Raw genomic sequence first — 15,409 nt, 5'->3', positions numbered from 1 at the left:
CCATGAAAACCGCCACAGGCTTGCGCCGGTGGCGGTTTTTTCATTTGGGCAGCAGCTTGCGCAGTTCGGGCCAGACGTTGTCGAGCAACTGCGGCTGCGCCGCCGCCGTCGGATGGATGCGGTCGGCCTGGAACAGCGAGAGCGCGTTCGGTGCGTCCGCCACGCCCTTGAGCAGGAAGGGCACGAGCGCCGACCGGGTGGCGCCGGCCACCTTCGAGAACACCGCCTCGAAGCGCCGCGTGTAGTCGCCGCCGTAGTTGGGCGGCACCTGGATGCCGACGATCAGCACCTTCGCGCCTGCCGCCTGCGCGGCCTTGGTGATCTGCAGCAGGTTGCTTTCGGTGTCGGCCAGCGGCAGGCCGCGCAGGGCGTCGTTGGCGCCGAGCTCCAGCACAACGAGGCTGGGCTTGTGCTGCGCGAGCAGCGAAGGAAAGCGGGCGCGTCCACCGGAGCTGGTGTCGCCGCTGATGCTGGCGTTGACCACGGTCGCCGCGATCTTCTGCTGCGCAAGCCTTTTCTCCAGCAAGGGTACCCAGCCTTCGCCGCGCTTGAGCCCGTACTCTGCGCTCAGCGAATCGCCCAGCACCAGGATCACCGGCTTGCCAGCCGTGGAGGCTGGAGCCTGGGCATTCGCCGCGGTCGTCCAAGTCCCCGCGCTGCCGAGCGCGGCGGTGGTCAAGATAAAGTCACGTCGATTCAAAACCAAAGCCTTTCCATGTCCCAACCCCCGTCTGATGCCATTGTCGCCGTCGAGCATGTCTTCAAGTCCGTGACCGACTCGGCCGGCACGCTGGACATTCTGCAGGACATCCATTTCACCCTCGGCGCGCGGGAGACCGCGGCCATCGTCGGCGCCTCGGGTTCGGGCAAGAGCACCTTGCTGTCGATCATCGCGGGGCTGGACACGCCCACGCGCGGCACCGTCAGGCTCGCGGGCGACGATCTGTTCGCCATCGACGAGGACGAGCGCGCCGCCGTGCGCGCGAAGCGCGTGGGCTTCGTGTTCCAGAGCTTCCAGCTGCTGGGCAACCTCAGCGCGCTCGAGAACGTCATGCTCCCGCTGGAGCTTGCCAACCGCAAGGACGCCCGCAAGGCGGCCACCGAAATGCTCGGCCGCGTCGGGCTGGGCCAGCGGCTCGGGCACTACCCGAAGGTGCTCTCGGGCGGGGAGCAGCAGCGCGTGGCGCTGGCGCGGGCCTTCGTCGTTCAGCCTTCGCTGCTGCTGGCCGACGAGCCCACCGGCAGCCTGGACTTCGCCACCGGCGAGCAGGTCATGAAGCTCATGTTCGACCTCAACCGCGAACTGGGCACCACGCTCGTGCTCGTCACGCACGACCGCGGCATCGCCGATCGGTGCGAACGGCGCATCACGATCGAGGCCGGAAGGGTGGCAGGTAATGAAAAAGCTGCCGTAGCGCCCGGCTGACAAGCGCGGTAAGCTATCAAACGGATAGCAAATACAGGAGCAACATCCCCCATGGACGACCTACCACCGGACGCCATCGCGGCGCTGCGGCGTGGCAGGCTGATCGAGGCCATCAAGATCGTGCGTGACAGCACCGGCATGGATCTCCGTTCGGCCAAGGACGCCGTCGAGCGCTATGCCGCATGGATGGGGGACCCGGGCCGCGCTTCGCCCGACGTCTCCGCGCAGGACCGCGGCTTCGCGTCGATGCCGTCCACGGCACTGACCGCGCTGGCGCAAGGCAACAAGGTCGAGGCCGTGCGGCTCACACGCGACGCCACCGGCCTGAGCCTCGCGGCCGCCAAGCGGCTGGTCGAGAACCACGAAAACCCGCCGGTCGGCGCCTTCGGCCACCTGGCGTCGGAAATACCTCGCCGCCCGGTGGTCGACGAGCCGGGCCGCGTGCCGGCGGGCAGCTACAGCTGGCTGCCGGTCACCGTCATCGTGCTGGCCATGCTGCTGGTCTGGGCGTTGTTCGGAAAAGAGCTCTGACCCGATGATCGTTCCCCAGTTCTGGGCCGAGGGCCGCGTCCAGGAGCGCGTGGCCGGCAAGCAGATCACCGTTCGCCGGCACGGCTGGTCCGACGACAGCCCCGTGGCAGCGCAGGCGCATGCCGACCAGCGTGCCCGCGAGGCCTTCGACCGCATCGTGGCCGGCGAGCAGCTCGACCGCCGTGAACTCAAGCGCGCCTACAACGGCGCCGACGGCGTGCCGATCCGCGAGGAAATCGTCGAGCGGCAGGGCGACACCGTGGTCACGCGCAACAGCTACGGCGCGCGCTGCCTCAACACGCCCGACGTGCTGTTCGTGGACATCGATTTCGAGGAGCCGCTGCGCGGCAGCGTTTTCGGCTTTGCGCTGGTGCCGGCCCTGATCGCCGGTGTGGTCGGCGGCTGGGCCGCCAAGACCTGGCTCGGCGGGCTGATCGCGGGCATCGTGGTGTTCGCCGTGGCCTGGGTCATCGGCCAGCGCAAGAAGCGCGGCGAGCCCAGCGGCAACCCATCGCCCGAGAAGCAGGCGGCCGAGCGCATCGGACGCTTCATGCACCAGCATCCCGACTGGCACCTGCGCATCTACCGCACGCCCGCGGGCTTTCGGGTACTGGCCATGCACGATGTCTTCAAGCCGTCGGACAACGCGGTGGCCGATTGCTTCCAGCTGCTGGGCGTCGACAAGGTGTACGCCCGCATGTGCCGCAACCAGAACTGTTTTCGCGCGCGCCTGAGCGCCAAGCCGTGGCGCATCGGCATCGGCGATGCGATGCGGCCCCGGCCCGGCGTGTGGCCCGTGGCGCCCGACAAGCTGCCCGCGCGCGACGCCTGGATCGCCCGCTACGAAAAGGCCGCCGAAGGCCACGCCGCCTGCCAGTTCCTCGAGGCCGTGGGCAACAGCGAGAAGGTGCATCCGAATGCGCTGGCGGTGCAGCAACTGCACGACGAGCGCACCCGCGCGACCAGCGGTTTACCCCTCGCCTGACGGAGCGAGGCACCTTCGTGGAACACCGCGGAACCGGCTTTGCCGGGCCGCCGGTGTTGCCCCCTTCCAGGGGGGAGGAGGCCACACGAAGTGGGCAAGCCTGGGGGTAGGGATAATCACGGGATGTCTTCCCCAAAAGTGATCTTCGGCTTCCATGCCGTGGGCGTGCGCATCAAGACCGCGCCTAAATCGGTGCTCGAAGTGATGTTCGACGCCAGCCGGCGCGATGCGCGCATGAAACAGTTCATTGCGCGTGCGCAAGAAGCCGGCGTCCGGCTGGTCGAGGCCGACGGCCTGCGGTTGTCCAAGCTCAGCGGCAGCCACGGTCACCAGGGCGTGGTGGCGCGGGTCGAACCCGTGGCCCAGGTCCATTCGCTCGATGAGTTGCTCGAAGGCCTCGAAGAGGCCGGCACGGTGCCGCTGCTGCTGGTGCTCGACGGCGTGACCGATCCGCACAACCTCGGCGCCTGCCTGCGCGTGGCCGATGGGGCCGGCGCGCATGCGGTGATCGCTCCCAAGGACCATGCGGCCGGCATCAATGCCACGGTTGCCAAGGTGGCGAGCGGTGCCGCGGAGACGGTGCCGTACTTCATGGTGACCAACCTCGCCCGCACGCTGAACGAACTCAAGGAACGCAGCATCTGGTGCGTGGGCACCAGCGACGACGCGCCGGGCACGATCTACCAGAGCGACTTCAAGCGCCCGCTGGCGCTGGTGCTGGGCGCCGAGGGCGAGGGCATGCGCCAGCTCACGCGAAAGACCTGCGACGAGCTCGTGAGCATTCCGATGGCGGGCGCGGTGGAGAGCCTGAACGTCTCGGTGGCCAGCGGCGTGTGCCTCTACGAGGCGATGCGCCAGCGCGGCGCCTGAGCGCCGCTTCCTGGCCTAGGCCTAGGCCTGGGGCGGCGGGCCGCCCTTGCGGTGGAAGTAGATGAGTTCCGCCACGCGCCGCATCTGCGGCGTGCCCAGCAGGTGGTTGAACATCCAGTCGCTCTGGAAATTGTCGAAGGCCCAGCGCAGCGTGCGCTTGAGCAGGAAGCTGGGGTAGCTGCGCACGAACCAGATGGCCGGATCGTCGACTTCTTTTCGCACGAATCGCGCCACTGCCTCGCCCGCGCGTTCGCCGTGCTGCAGCGCGGTGTGGATGCCGCCCGCGGTCACCGGCGACACCATGCCGGCGGCGTCGCCCACCAGCAGCGCCCGTTCACGCGCGACCCTCGGCAGCACGCCGCCGCACGGGATCATTCCGGCGCGCACCGCGACGGGCGGTGAATCGCCCGGCGACACGACCGAGGCGATCTTGCGCAGCAGCGGATCGAGCCGCAGCGCCTGGGCGTCGCCGGGCACCACGCGGCGCGCCAGCCCGATCTGGCTCACGCCGACACCGTCGAGCGCCCAGCCGATGTACCCGGGCGCCAGCTTGCTGTCGATGAAGCAGTGCAGCAGGCCGGGCTCCATGCGCGCACCCCGGTACTCATGTTCCACGCCGTACAGGAAGCGCGTGTTGCGCGACAGGCCCAGCGCCTTGGCCACGCGCGAATGCGGACCGTCCGCGCCTACGAGGTAGGTGGCAGTGATGCAGGGGCCATGCGTGACCGGCACCTCCCAGCGTCCATTGATCCACAGCGCCTGTTCGAACAGCGTGCCGAGCCGCACGTCGACACCGCAGGCCCGCGCCGAGTCCACCATCCAGTCGAGCAGCGAGGGGGCGTCGGTGGCCCAGAACCAGTAGCCCGGCGCGTGCAGGTCCACATGGCGCATGTTGGGCGCATACAACCGCACGCCGTCGATGCGGCGCACCAGCGCGGGCGGCACCTCTGCCAGCCATGGCACGCTGTCGACTGCGTCCTTGACGATGATGCCGGTGGTGTGGAGCTTGCTGCCGGCGCTGGCCTTCTTCTCCAGCACCATCACGCTGAGTCCGGCGAGGGCCGCGGCACGGGCGCAGGCCAGCCCGGCAAAGCTGGCACCCACCACGAGAAGATCGACCTTGATGCCTGCGCCGCCGCTGCTTGGCGATGCAACCGGCGCCGCATGCGGCGGGGTGATCAGGGATGAATCGAGGGGGGCGAAGAAACTCGAGGAAGAAGATGGCATGGGCTGGCTGTGTTCGATACGCACCGCGGTCTGCGGTGCGCAGCGAAGTTAGCCAGCCGCTGTGCGTGCGGCGTGAAGCCTGTGTGAACTCAGGACGGGTCTTTGCCGCGGGTGCGGCCGACCGCGCTGAAGATGCCGATCCCGAGCAGGATCACCGCACCGATGCCGATGTAGAGCGTCGGCACGCCCAACACCGTGGCTCCCCAGACGAGGCCGCCCAGGAAGATCAAGAAACCGATCATGTAAAGCGCAAAGGACATCGCCGTTCCTCCGGAAGCTGAGATGCGTTGCAGTATCCCGGCCGGCGCGAGGCTTCGAGGCGGCCCGCGCCGCCTGTCCATGTGGGAGCCAGCCTACCGATGGGCTAGGACGGGCTCGCCACCAGCAGGTAGCGGCAGGCTCCGCGACCCAGCGCCTTGAACGCCAGCGGCCTGTCCACGCCGAAGTCGAGACAGTCGCCCGGCCCAAGCTCGAAACGCTCGTCGCCGTAGTCCACGCGGAGCGCGCCTTCGAGCATCCACAGGCATTGTCGATACGGCTTGCCGCTCCACCGCGGATAGCTGACCTGCGCCGAACGCGGCAGCTCGACCTCGACCAGTTCGACACCGCTGCCCGCGTGGCGCTCCGCCACCTGGCGGCGCAGGTAGCCCGCTTCGGGATCTCGCCACACGTGCTGCTCGGCCCTTGTTCGCAGGCGCTGGGGACTGTCCTTTTCTTCTGTCAGCAACTGCGCAAGCGGCACGCCCAGCCCCGCAGCCAGTTTGCCCAGCAGCACGGCCGTGGGGCTGCTCTGGGCACGCTCCACCTTCGAGATCATGGCCTTGCTGACCCCCGACAACTCGGCCAGTTCGGCAAGGCTGAGCGTCCGTGCCTGCCGCAGCGCCAGCAGCCGCGAGGCGATGAGTGCGTCGATGCCATCGGCAGCGCCCTGTGTAGAAGAGGCGGTGGAGGTGGATGAAGTGTTTCCCATATGAGATTATTATTCTCTTATATTGGACGACTCAAGGAACATCATGCGGCTCATCCCCTGCACCGAAGAAGCGCACGCCGCGGCGATTCTTGCCATCCTCAACGAAGCCATCGTCACCTCGACCGCGCTGTACGACTACAAGCCGCGCACGCCGGAGAACATGGTTGCCTGGTTCGCCACCAAGCGTGCGAACGGCTTTCCGGTGATCGGCGCGGTGGACGACGACGGCAAGCTGCTGGGTTTTGCCAGCTACGGCGCGTTCCGCGCCTTCCCCGCCTACAAGTACACGGTCGAGCATTCGGTGTACGTCGACAGCGCCCACCGCGGCGCGGGCCTGGGCCGCACGCTGATGGAGGCGATCATTGCCGAGGCCGTTGCGCGCGACGTGCACGTGATGGTCGGCGCCATCGATGCCGCCAACGCCGGCAGCATCGCGCTGCACGAGCGGCTGGGCTTCGAGCATTCCGGCACCGTGCGCCAGGCCGGCTTCAAGTTCGGCCGCTGGCTCGACGTGGCCTTCTACCAGCGGATCCTGGCGACGCCGCTGAACCCGGTCGACGGCTGAGCGCCCGCTAGACCAGCGTGTAGAAACGCATCACCACCTCGGACGGCTTGCGCATGCCGGCGCCGGTGAACATGCGTTCGCTGATCCACTTCAGCGACGGCGAAGTGGTTTCGAAGCGCGGGTTGCAGCGGAAGTACACCTGCGTCGGGTCGACGGGGTCGCCTCGCAGCAGCCGGGCCATGACCTCGGGCGTGGCCGAGCGCATGGCCTGGTTCTGCACGTAGATCAGGTCGCCTGAGTCGGTCTCCAGGGCGTAGCGCGCATCGAGCTCGGAGAGCGTTTCGCTCACGATCAACTGGAAGTCGCAGCCGCCCGGCAGAACGCGCGCCCGCCAGCCGTGCCCGGTGGCCTCGCCGCCCGTGATGGGCACCACGCGGCGCATGCCGCGCGGGGTGCCGCCCAGCACCTGCGGCGTGCCCACCTCGACGCGCAGGTCGGCGAAATGCTCGAGCGAAGGGGCGGAGATATCGTTGAAATCGAACACGCTCATCACTCGCCCCTTTCTCAGGCCGCGGCGGTTTCGGCGCTGGCGCGGTCGAGCATCTCGATGGTGCCCGCGTCCAGCTTCAGCTGCGTCGCGACCACGAGTTCCTCGAGCTGCGCGATCGACGTCGCGCTGGCGATCGGCGCCGTCACGCCGGGACGCGCGATCTGCCAGGCGATGGCCACCTGGCCGGGCTTGGCGTTGTACTGCTGGGCCACCTTGTCGAGCGCGTCGAGGATGCGCAGGCCGCGTTCGTTGAGGTACTTCTTGGTGGTGTTGGCGCCGCGGGCGCTCTTGCTCGCGTCGGCCTCCGTGCGGTATTTGCCCGTGAGGAAGCCGGCAGCCAGCGCGTAGAAGTTGATCACGCCCACCTCGCGCTTCAGGCACAGCGGCTCCAGCGCGTCTTCGAACACCGCGCGGTCGTACAGGTTGTAGAGCGGCTGCAGGCTCTCGTAGCGGGCGATGCCGAGCTTCTCGGACACGTCCAGCGCCTCGGCCAGCCGCGGCGCCGTGTAGTTCGACGCGCCGATCGCGCGCACCTTGCCTTCCTGGATCAGCTGGTCGAAGGCGCGCAGCGACTCCTCGAGCGGTGTGTTGGCGTCGTCGTCATGCGACTGGTAGAGGTCGATGTGGTCCGTTTGCAGGCGCCTGAGCGAAGCTTCGACCGCCTCGCGGATGTACTTGGGCGACAGGCCCACCTTGCCTTCGCCCATCGGCTTGCCGACCTTGGTGGCCAGCACCACGCGGTTGCGCTTGCCGCTTTGCTTGAGCCACTTGCCGATGATGGTCTCGGACTCGCCGCCCGTGTGGCCCGGCACCCAGGCCGAGTACACGTCGGCGGTGTCGACGAAGTTGAAGCCGGCGTCGAGCCACGCGTCGAGCAGCTTGAACGAGGCAGCCTCGTCGACGGTCCAGCCGAACACATTGCCCCCGAAGGCGAGCGGCGAAACCAGGAGGCCGGAGCGGCCGAGCGGGCGAAGTTGCGACATGAGTTGGTGTTCCCGAAGAAAAGCGTTGAGAAAAAAATGGTCAGACGAAGCCTATGGCGCCCAGCACCGCACCGGCACCGAGCAGCCACAGCAGATGGATGCGCGTGCGCCAGACGATAAGCGCGGCCGCGCCGGTCAGCAGCCACAGGTGCCAGGCGGGCGCATTGCCGGCATGGTTTCCCGCAGCCAGCACCCAGCCGGTGGCGATCAGCAGGCCCACCACCACGGGCGCCATGCCCTGCTTGAAGGCACGCACCTCGCGGCGGGTGCGGTTGCGGTGGCCCCAGCGCGTGGCGAAGTAGGTGAGGGTGGTGCTCGGCAGCATGATGCCGACCATGGTGACGAGCAGCCCGAAGAAGCCCAGCAGCCACGCCCCCGGCCCGCCGCCGATGCCGCCGCCCGCGTTGAGCCCGACGTTCCAGCCCATCAGCGCCACGAACAGCACGTTGGGCCCCGGCGCGGCCTGCGCGATGGCCACCGAGGAGCTGAATTGCGCGTCGGTGAGCCAGCCGTGCTGCGCCACCAGGTAGCGGTGCATGTCGGGCACCGTGGTGATCGCGCCGCTGATCGACAGCAGCGAAAGCAGCATGTACTGCCCGAAGAGGGCCAGCCAGTCGTGCCAGTGCATCGCGATGGTCATGCCGGTATCTTCTTCCAGGTCCACACGCAGGCCACGCCGCCGAGCACCAGCAGCACCCAGCCGAGCGGGATCTTGAACAGCGCGATGGCGCAGAACACCAGCGCCATGAAGCCCAGGCAGGTGGCAAAGCCCAGCGGGTGCTTGCGCAACTGCGGCACCAGCTTGATGCCGGTGGCCGCGATCAGCCCGCCCGACACCGCACCCATGCCGCGCAGCGCGGCCGCCACCTGCGGGTTGCCGGCGTAGTGGGCGTAGAGCACGGCCAGCGCGAGGATGACGACGAGCGGAATGGCCAGCATGCCCGCCACCGCCGCCAGGGCGCCGCGCAGCCCGAAGTAGCGGTCGCCGATCATCAGGGCGAGGTTGATCACGTTGGGGCCGGGCATCACCTGGGCCACGGCCCAGTCCTCGAGGAACTGCTCGGGCGTGAGCCATTTCTTTTTCTCGACCATCTCGCGCTGCACGATGGCCAGCACGCCGCCGAAGCCTTGCAGCGCCAGCCAGGTGAACGAAAAGAACAGGTCGCGCGGCGACTGCGGCTGGGCTGGTGGAGACGGGTGCATGTGGAGCGATTATCGTAGTCAGGCTTTCAACGCGCCGGGCATCGTACTGACAAGATCCCGGACGCCTCCACAGGGAAACTACAACCATGCTCATGCAACTACGCGCGCTCTTCGACCTTTGCAAGAAGGCCTTCAACTCCTGGTCGAACGACTACGCGCCGAGCATGGGGGCCGCGCTGGCCTACTACACCGTGTTCTCGATCGCGCCTCTGCTGCTGATCGTGATCGCCGTGGCCGGGCTGGTCTTCGGCCAGGAGGCGGCGCGCGGGGAGATCTTCGCGCAGCTCTCGGGGCTGATGGGCGAGCAGGGCGCGGCGGCGGTCCAAGGCATGCTGAAGGCCGTCAACAAGCCCACCGAGGGCGTCGTGGCCACGGTCATCGGCATCGGGCTGCTGGTGGTCGGCGCGACCACCGTGTTCGGCGAACTGCAGGACGCGCTCGACCGCATCTGGCGCGCGCCGGCCCGCGTCAAGAACAGCGGCCTGTTCAACATGCTGCGCGTGCGGCTGCTGTCGTTCAGCATGATCATGGGCATCGGCTTCCTGCTGATGGTGTCGCTGGTGGCCAGCGCGGCGCTCGCGGCGCTGGGCAAGTGGTGGTCGCCGATGTTCGGTGCCTGGGAGACCACCGCGCAGGTGGTGAACTTCGTCTTCAGCTTCGCGATGGTGACGGTGATCTTCGCGATGATCTACAAGATCATGCCGCGCGCCAAGGTGCAGTGGCGCGACGTGTGGGTAGGCGCTGCGGTCACCGCGCTGCTTTTCACCGTGGGCAAGCACCTGATCGGGCTGTACATCGGCAAGAGCAGCGTGGCCTCGGGCTATGGCGCGGCGGGTTCGCTGGTGGTGGTGCTGGTGTGGGTGTATTACTCGGCGCAGATCTTCCTGCTGGGCGCCGAGTTCACCTGGGTCTATGCGCGCACCTACGGATCGATGAAGGACAAGAAGGGCGCTACAGAGCTCAACCCCTCGCCGACACGCGACGTGCCGCTGGCGCAGAACGACAACTGAGCGGGTCAGCCCGCGAAGCCGCCCTGGTCCAGGAACGCCTGCTCCTGCGCGGTCGATTCGCGCCCCAGCATCCTGTTGCGGTGCGGAAAGCGGCTGAAGCGCGCGACGATGTCGCGGTGCAGCACGGCAAAGCGCTGCGTGTTGGCGTCCAGCGCGGCATTGAGTTCGACCGAGCGCTGTTGCTCGGCCAGCACCTCGGAGTGCATGAACGGCAGGTAGAAGAAAGGCCGCAGTTCGGCGGCAACCTGCTGGTCGAGCCCGGCGGCCACCGCTTTCTTGGCCACTGCCAGGGCCCTGCCGTCGGTGGCGAGCATGTGCGGGTTGTTGCGCCAGGCGTTGCGGGGGAACTGGTCGAGCAGCACCAGCAGGGCCAGCGCGCCTTCGGCGTCGTGCGCCCATTCATCGAGTTCGCCGCGCGCCGCGGCGTGGTGGGCGTCGGCAAAGCGGGCGATGAAGGCGGCGTCGAATTCGTCGTTCTTGGCAAACCAGCGTTCAGGGCCGGCGTCGCGCCAGAAGTCGGCCACTTCGCGGGCCGTGGGGAGCGGGGTGGGGGTCGGAGAACTCATCGCCGGATTGTCTTTCAGGCCGGTTTCCGGGCGCCTGGCGCCGGGGGAAGTCGGGGCGATGGCCGACAAGACAAGTGCCGCCGTGCTGCCTATGCTGTGGTCGCTTACACAACCCAGGAGATAAAGCTCATGACCAAATATGGCACCTTTTTGCGCGCAGCCCTCATTACCGGCGTGGCCAGTGCCGCGCTGGTCGGCTGCGGAATGATGTCGAAGTCGAACGTCGCGAGCTTCAGCGGCGCGATGAATGCGGCCAGCGAAGTCCCGCCCAACATGACGCGCGGCAGCGGCATGGCAGAGGCCTGGCTCGACCGCGACACCAACGTGCTCAAGTACAAGATCACCTACACCGGCCTGAGCGGCCCCGCCACCATGGCGCACTTCCACGGCCCCGCAGCAGCGGGTGCCAACGCGGGCGTGGTGCTGCCCTTTGCCAATCCGGCGAGCCCGATCGAAGGCCAGGCCACGCTCACTCCGGCCCAGGCCGCCGACCTGAGTGCTGGCAAGTGGTACGCCAACGTGCACACCGCGGCCAACCCCGGCGGCGAGATTCGCGGGCAGATGCTGCCGAAGATGTGATTTCGCCAGGGGCAAGACCCCTGGTCAGGTTGGTGTCGCGGAGCTGGGGTCAAATGAATGCATGACGACGACACCACCCAAGAAAAAAACCCGTGGCGCCTCCTTTCAGTCCTCTCAGTCCTCCCAGCCCCTGAACCCTTTTGCTTCGCGCCGCGAAGACATGCGCACCGCCCGCAAGGCGCTGGTGCTGCAGGGCGGGGGCGCGCTCGGCGCCTACCAGGCCGGTGTGTTCGCCGCGCTCAGCGAGACCGAACTCGAGCCGCACTGGATCGCCGGCGTTTCCATCGGCGCCATCAACGCGGCGCTGATCGCAGGCAATGCCCCGGAAAAGCGTGTCGACCGGCTGCGCGAGTTCTGGCACCTCGTGTCTTCCGGAGCTTCGCAGCGCCTGCCTTCGTGGCTGGGCGACCGGGCCGCTCAGAACCAGTACAGCGCCACCATGGCTTCGCTGGTGGGCATTCCGGGTTTCTTCGAGCCGCGCTATTCGCCAGCCCTGCTGATGGGCGGGGCGGCGCCGCTGCTGAGCTACTACGACACCTCGCCGCTCAAGTCCACGCTGGAGCGCCTCGTCGACTTCGACCGCATCAATGCCTGCGAGGCGCGTTTCAGCGTGGGCGCTGTCAACGTGCGCACCGGCAACTCGGTGTACTTCGACAACACGCGCCAGTCCATCGGGCCGGAGCACATCATGGCCAGCGGCGCATTGCCGCCCGGCTTCGCGCCGGTGAGCATCGACGGCGACGACTACTGGGACGGCGGCATCGTGTCGAACACGCCGCTGCAGTACGTGCTGGACCTGCATCCGCGGACCGAGCCGCTGGTGGTGCTGCAGGTCGACCTGTTCAACGCGCGCGGTGAAATGCCCCGCACCATGGCCGGCGTGCTGGAGCGCCAGAAGGACATCACCTACTCGAGCCGCACCCGCATGAACACGGACGCGCTGGCGGCCAACATGAACCTGCAGCAGGCCATTGCCGACCTCATCACCAAGCTGCCCGCCAGCCTGCGCAACGACCCGAGCGTGCTGGCGGTGCAGTCGCAGCTGACGCACGAGCCGATCGACATCTTCCATCTGATCTACCGCGACAAGCCCTACGAGCTCGAATCGAAAGACTACGAGTTCTCGCGCGCCGCCGTCGAGGAGCACTGGGAGTCCGGCGTGCGCGACATGCGCAGCACGCTCGCGCATCCCGAACTGCTGCGTGCCGACGCCACCGTCAACGGCGTGACCACTTTCGACCTCGGCGAGCACGGCTCTGGGCGCGTGAAGCGGCCCGGTCTTGCACGATGAACGGCGCATCCGGAGAGTTCAGCCTCGACTAAGAAACCAGCGCCAGACTGGGCCCGTCACTTCAACAGGAGGAAATGTTCGTGAACATTGAAGACGTGCGACGAACGGCATTCGCGATGCCGCTGACGAGCCCCGCCTTTCCGCCCGGACCCTATCGCTTCGTGCGGCGTGAATTTCTCATCGTCACCTACCGCACCGACATGGACGCCCTGCGCGCCGTGGTGCCGGAGCCGCTGGAGGTGGTCGAGCCGCTGGTCAAGTACGAGTTCATCCGCATGCCCGACTCCACCGGCTTCGGCGACTACACCGAATCGGGCCAGGTCATTCCGGTGCAGCTGCGCACCGCCAAGGGCGTGGAGAAGGGCGCGTACGTGCACGCCATGTACCTCAACGACCATCCGCCCATTGCCGGCGGCCGCGAGCTCTGGGGCTTTCCCAAGAAGCTCGCTTCGCCTGTGCTCGACTACGAGACCGACGTGGTCGTCGGCACGCTCGACTACGGCAAGGTGCGCGTGGCCAAGGCCACCATGGGCTTCAAGCACCGCGCGCTCGACCCGGAGCCCATCCTCGCGGGCATCGCGCAGCCCAACTTCCTGCTCAAGATCATTCCGCATGTGGACGGCACGGCGCGCATCTGCGAGCTGGTGCGCTACCACATGGTCGACGTGACGCTGCACGGCGCCTGGGGCGGCCCCGCCTCGCTCGAACTGCATCCGCATGCGCTGGCGCCGGTGGCCGACCTGCCGGTGTTGAAGGTCGAGTCGGCCGTGCACTACATCGCCGACATGACGCTCGCGCTGGGCACGGTCGAGCATGATTACCTCGCCTGATTTCCGCACTCATCTTCCAACCCAACTCTCTCAAGGAACACGCACCATGCAACTCAAGGACAAGGTCGCCTACATCACCGGCTCGGCCAGCGGCATCGGCAAGGAAATCGCCATCTTGTTCGCCCAGGAAGGCGCGAAGATCATCATTGCCGACCTCAACAAGGAGGCTGCCGACGCCACCGCGGCCGAACTCAAGGCGTCCGGCGCGCAGGCCATCGGCGTGGCGGTCGACGTGACCAACGAAGACCAGGTGAACGCCTCGGTGGAAGAGGGCGCGAAGGCCTTCGGCGGCATCGACATCCTCATCAGCAACGCCGGCATCCAGATCGTGCACCCGGTGGAAGAGTTCAGCTTTGCCGACTGGAAGAAGATGCTGGCCATCCACCTGGACGGCGCATTCCTCACCACCAAGGCCTGCCTGAAGCACATGTACGCGCAAGGCCGTGGCGGCAGCGTGATCTACATGGGCTCGGTGCACTCGAAGGAAGCTTCGCTGCTGAAGGCGCCCTACGTCACCGCCAAGCACGGCCTCATCGGCCTGGCCAAGACGGTCGCCAAGGAGGGTGCCAAGCACGGCGTGCGCGCCAACGTGATCTGCCCGGGCTTCGTGCGCACGCCGCTGGTCGAGAAGCAGATTCCCGAACAGGCCCAGACGCTGGGCATCAGCGAAGAGGAAGTCGTCAAGAACGTGATGCTCAAGGAAACGGTCGATGGCGAGTTCACGACCACGGAAGACGTGGCGCGCGTGGCGCTGCTGTTCGCGGGGTTCCCGACGAATGCGCTGACGGGGCAGTCTCTCGTCGTGAGCCACGGCTGGTTCATGCAGTGAGTTTCTCCCTCCCCCGGCGGGGGAAGGAGCAAGACCAACCAACTACAGCTTCAGCTCCCAGGTCTCGCCCACCAGCGGCGAGCCATAGCCCTCGTGCGGCTCCGACTGCGTGAGCTGGAAGCCACGCTTGGCATAGATGCCGCGCGCAGCCGTCAGGCAGCTGTTGGTCCACAGCACCATCTTCTTGTAGCCCTTGAGCCGCGCGAAGGCGATGCACTCGTCGACCAGCTTGCTGCCGAGCCCGAGGCCGCGCGCACCGGGCGTCAGGATCAGCATGCGCAGTTGCGCCACCGTGGCCGACTTGCGCACCACGAAGATCGCGCCCACGCGCTCGCCGTTGAGTTCGGCGATCCAGCAGCGCTCCCATTCGGGTTGGAACTTCAGCAGGAACTCGCTCGCGATGCCGGCCACGAGCGCCTCGAACTTGCTGTTCCAGCCGTATTCGCGCGCGTAGATCTCGCCGTGCTGCTGCACCACCCAGCCGATATCGCCGGGCGCCGGGTCGCGAAGGATGGCTGCCTGGGGCTTGGGCGGCGCGGCATCGGGGTCGAGCAGGGACTGCATCGTGCCCATGGCCTGAACCAATTGCTGGCGCTGCGACGGCTCGAGCGACTCGAGCAGCGCGGCGGCTTCCTCGCGCGACTTCTGTTGCAACGGCGCAAATGCGGCGTGGCCGGCTTCGGTCAGGTGCAGCACGCTCTGGCGCGCATCGCGCGGATGGGGCTCCCGGGTGAGCCAGCCTTCGGATTCGAACCGGCGCAGGATGCGGCTCATGTAGCCCGCATCGAGGCCGAGGTCGCGACCGATCTCGCTGGCGACCGCGGTTTCGCGGTGGGCCAGCTCGTACAGCACGCGCACGTCGGTCAGCGACATGGGGCTGCCGAGGTACGGATCGAGTGCGCCGATGCGGCGCGTATAGAAGCGGTTGAACTGCCGGATCGCCTTGACGGCGGCGGGATCGACGGGAGTTGAAGTCGTGGACATGCTTGCCATTGTCATTTGATTGGTTGACTTTGGCAATTAATCGAAGTCCTGCCGGTGGCATGGTCACAGG

20 protein-coding genes are annotated in these 15,409 nt (G+C 67.4%); 10 read left to right on the top strand and 10 right to left on the bottom strand.

Going from position 1 to position 15,409, the window contains the following annotated elements:
- Positions 1 to 40: 40 nt before the first annotated feature.
- Entirely contained in the window at positions 41 to 679 is a 639-nt protein-coding gene (locus tag WIX39_RS19700; RefSeq protein ID WP_234382513.1) for an arylesterase, read from the bottom strand.
- Between the two features lie 36 nt (positions 680 to 715).
- Between WIX39_RS19700 and WIX39_RS19695 the strand changes: the two genes are divergently transcribed.
- From WIX39_RS19695 to rlmB, 4 genes are all read left to right on the top strand, one after another.
- Positions 716 to 1,426 carry an ABC transporter ATP-binding protein gene (locus tag WIX39_RS19695; protein WP_081269116.1) on the top strand — a complete coding sequence of 237 codons (711 nt, stop codon included), beginning with the start codon at positions 716 to 718 and terminating at the stop codon, positions 1,424 to 1,426.
- A 51-nt stretch (positions 1,427 to 1,477) separates the two neighbouring features.
- Positions 1,478 to 1,957 carry a hypothetical protein gene (locus WIX39_RS19690; protein ID WP_081269117.1) on the top strand — a complete coding sequence of 160 codons (480 nt, stop codon included), beginning with the start codon at positions 1,478 to 1,480 and terminating at the stop codon, positions 1,955 to 1,957.
- A gap of 4 nt (positions 1,958 to 1,961) precedes the next feature.
- On the top strand, positions 1,962 to 2,942 hold the full coding sequence (locus WIX39_RS19685; RefSeq protein WP_081269118.1) for a hypothetical protein: 981 nt from the start codon (positions 1,962 to 1,964) through the stop codon (positions 2,940 to 2,942).
- Between the two features lie 123 nt (positions 2,943 to 3,065).
- Entirely contained in the window at positions 3,066 to 3,812 is a 747-nt protein-coding gene (gene rlmB, locus WIX39_RS19680; RefSeq protein ID WP_081269119.1) for a 23S rRNA (guanosine(2251)-2'-O)-methyltransferase RlmB, read from the top strand.
- A 21-nt stretch (positions 3,813 to 3,833) separates the two neighbouring features.
- On the opposite strand, the gene WIX39_RS19675 is transcribed toward rlmB, so the two are convergent.
- From WIX39_RS19675 to WIX39_RS19665, 3 genes are all read right to left on the bottom strand, one after another.
- Positions 3,834 to 5,039, bottom strand: coding sequence for an NAD(P)/FAD-dependent oxidoreductase (locus WIX39_RS19675; RefSeq protein WP_106937421.1), 1,206 nt, complete (start codon positions 5,037 to 5,039; stop codon positions 3,834 to 3,836).
- Between the two features lie 89 nt (positions 5,040 to 5,128).
- Entirely contained in the window at positions 5,129 to 5,299 is a 171-nt protein-coding gene (locus WIX39_RS19670) for a hypothetical protein (protein WP_172839878.1), read from the bottom strand.
- A gap of 104 nt (positions 5,300 to 5,403) precedes the next feature.
- Positions 5,404 to 6,009 (bottom strand): helix-turn-helix domain-containing protein, encoded by a 606-nt coding sequence (locus WIX39_RS19665; RefSeq protein WP_106934248.1) that lies wholly within the window; start codon positions 6,007 to 6,009, stop codon positions 5,404 to 5,406.
- Between the two features lie 43 nt (positions 6,010 to 6,052).
- Here WIX39_RS19665 and WIX39_RS19660 point away from each other — a divergent pair, with 43 nt between their 5' ends.
- Entirely contained in the window at positions 6,053 to 6,574 is a 522-nt protein-coding gene (locus tag WIX39_RS19660; protein ID WP_409195660.1) for a GNAT family N-acetyltransferase, read from the top strand.
- 7 nt (positions 6,575 to 6,581) lie between these two features.
- Here WIX39_RS19660 and WIX39_RS19655 read toward each other — a convergent pair whose 3' ends face one another.
- Genes WIX39_RS19655 through WIX39_RS19640 form a run of 4 tightly spaced genes read right to left on the bottom strand, consistent with a single transcriptional unit; the run spans position 6,582 to position 9,250 of the window.
- Positions 6,582 to 7,064 carry a DUF3237 domain-containing protein gene (locus WIX39_RS19655; RefSeq protein WP_081269122.1) on the bottom strand — a complete coding sequence of 161 codons (483 nt, stop codon included), beginning with the start codon at positions 7,062 to 7,064 and terminating at the stop codon, positions 6,582 to 6,584.
- A gap of 14 nt (positions 7,065 to 7,078) precedes the next feature.
- Positions 7,079 to 8,047, bottom strand: coding sequence for an aldo/keto reductase (locus tag WIX39_RS19650; protein ID WP_106934250.1), 969 nt, complete (start codon positions 8,045 to 8,047; stop codon positions 7,079 to 7,081).
- A 40-nt stretch (positions 8,048 to 8,087) separates the two neighbouring features.
- Complete coding sequence (locus tag WIX39_RS19645) at positions 8,088 to 8,687, bottom strand: chromate transporter (protein ID WP_081269124.1); 600 nt, start codon at positions 8,685 to 8,687, stop codon at positions 8,088 to 8,090.
- Positions 8,684 to 9,250, bottom strand: coding sequence for a chromate transporter (locus WIX39_RS19640; RefSeq protein WP_081269125.1), 567 nt, complete (start codon positions 9,248 to 9,250; stop codon positions 8,684 to 8,686). Before WIX39_RS19640 ends, WIX39_RS19645 begins: the two co-directional genes overlap by 4 nt.
- Before the next feature lie 86 nt (positions 9,251 to 9,336).
- On the opposite strand from WIX39_RS19640, the gene WIX39_RS19635 reads away from it, so the two are divergent.
- A complete protein-coding gene (locus WIX39_RS19635; protein ID WP_172839879.1) occupies positions 9,337 to 10,260 on the top strand; it encodes a YihY/virulence factor BrkB family protein in 924 nt (307 codons plus the stop codon).
- Between the two features lie 5 nt (positions 10,261 to 10,265).
- Here the strand turns inward: WIX39_RS19635 and WIX39_RS19630 are convergent, their stop codons facing one another.
- Complete coding sequence (locus tag WIX39_RS19630; RefSeq protein WP_409195659.1) at positions 10,266 to 10,826, bottom strand: DUF924 family protein; 561 nt, start codon at positions 10,824 to 10,826, stop codon at positions 10,266 to 10,268.
- A gap of 129 nt (positions 10,827 to 10,955) precedes the next feature.
- Between WIX39_RS19630 and WIX39_RS19625 the strand changes: the two genes are divergently transcribed.
- From WIX39_RS19625 to WIX39_RS19610, 4 genes are all read left to right on the top strand, one after another.
- Positions 10,956 to 11,405, top strand: a complete 450-nt coding sequence (locus WIX39_RS19625; protein WP_081269127.1) for a CHRD domain-containing protein — start codon at positions 10,956 to 10,958, stop codon at positions 11,403 to 11,405.
- A gap of 160 nt (positions 11,406 to 11,565) precedes the next feature.
- Positions 11,566 to 12,696 (top strand): patatin-like phospholipase family protein, encoded by a 1,131-nt coding sequence (locus tag WIX39_RS19620; RefSeq protein ID WP_106934252.1) that lies wholly within the window; start codon positions 11,566 to 11,568, stop codon positions 12,694 to 12,696.
- 80 nt (positions 12,697 to 12,776) lie between these two features.
- Positions 12,777 to 13,526 carry an acetoacetate decarboxylase gene (locus WIX39_RS19615; protein WP_106937422.1) on the top strand — a complete coding sequence of 250 codons (750 nt, stop codon included), beginning with the start codon at positions 12,777 to 12,779 and terminating at the stop codon, positions 13,524 to 13,526.
- A 46-nt stretch (positions 13,527 to 13,572) separates the two neighbouring features.
- Positions 13,573 to 14,355, top strand: a complete 783-nt coding sequence (locus WIX39_RS19610) for a 3-hydroxybutyrate dehydrogenase (RefSeq protein ID WP_409195658.1) — start codon at positions 13,573 to 13,575, stop codon at positions 14,353 to 14,355.
- Between the two features lie 42 nt (positions 14,356 to 14,397).
- On the opposite strand, the gene WIX39_RS19605 is transcribed toward WIX39_RS19610, so the two are convergent.
- On the bottom strand, positions 14,398 to 15,348 hold the full coding sequence (locus tag WIX39_RS19605; RefSeq protein WP_409195657.1) for a bifunctional helix-turn-helix transcriptional regulator/GNAT family N-acetyltransferase: 951 nt from the start codon (positions 15,346 to 15,348) through the stop codon (positions 14,398 to 14,400).
- Positions 15,349 to 15,409: the final 61 nt, after the last annotated feature.

This window comes from Variovorax sp. AB1(2024) (assembly GCF_037482385.2).
In the GTDB taxonomy this organism is placed as follows: Bacteria; Pseudomonadota; Gammaproteobacteria; order Burkholderiales; family Burkholderiaceae_C; genus Variovorax.
This window is presented reverse-complemented; position numbering and strand designations above follow the sequence as displayed.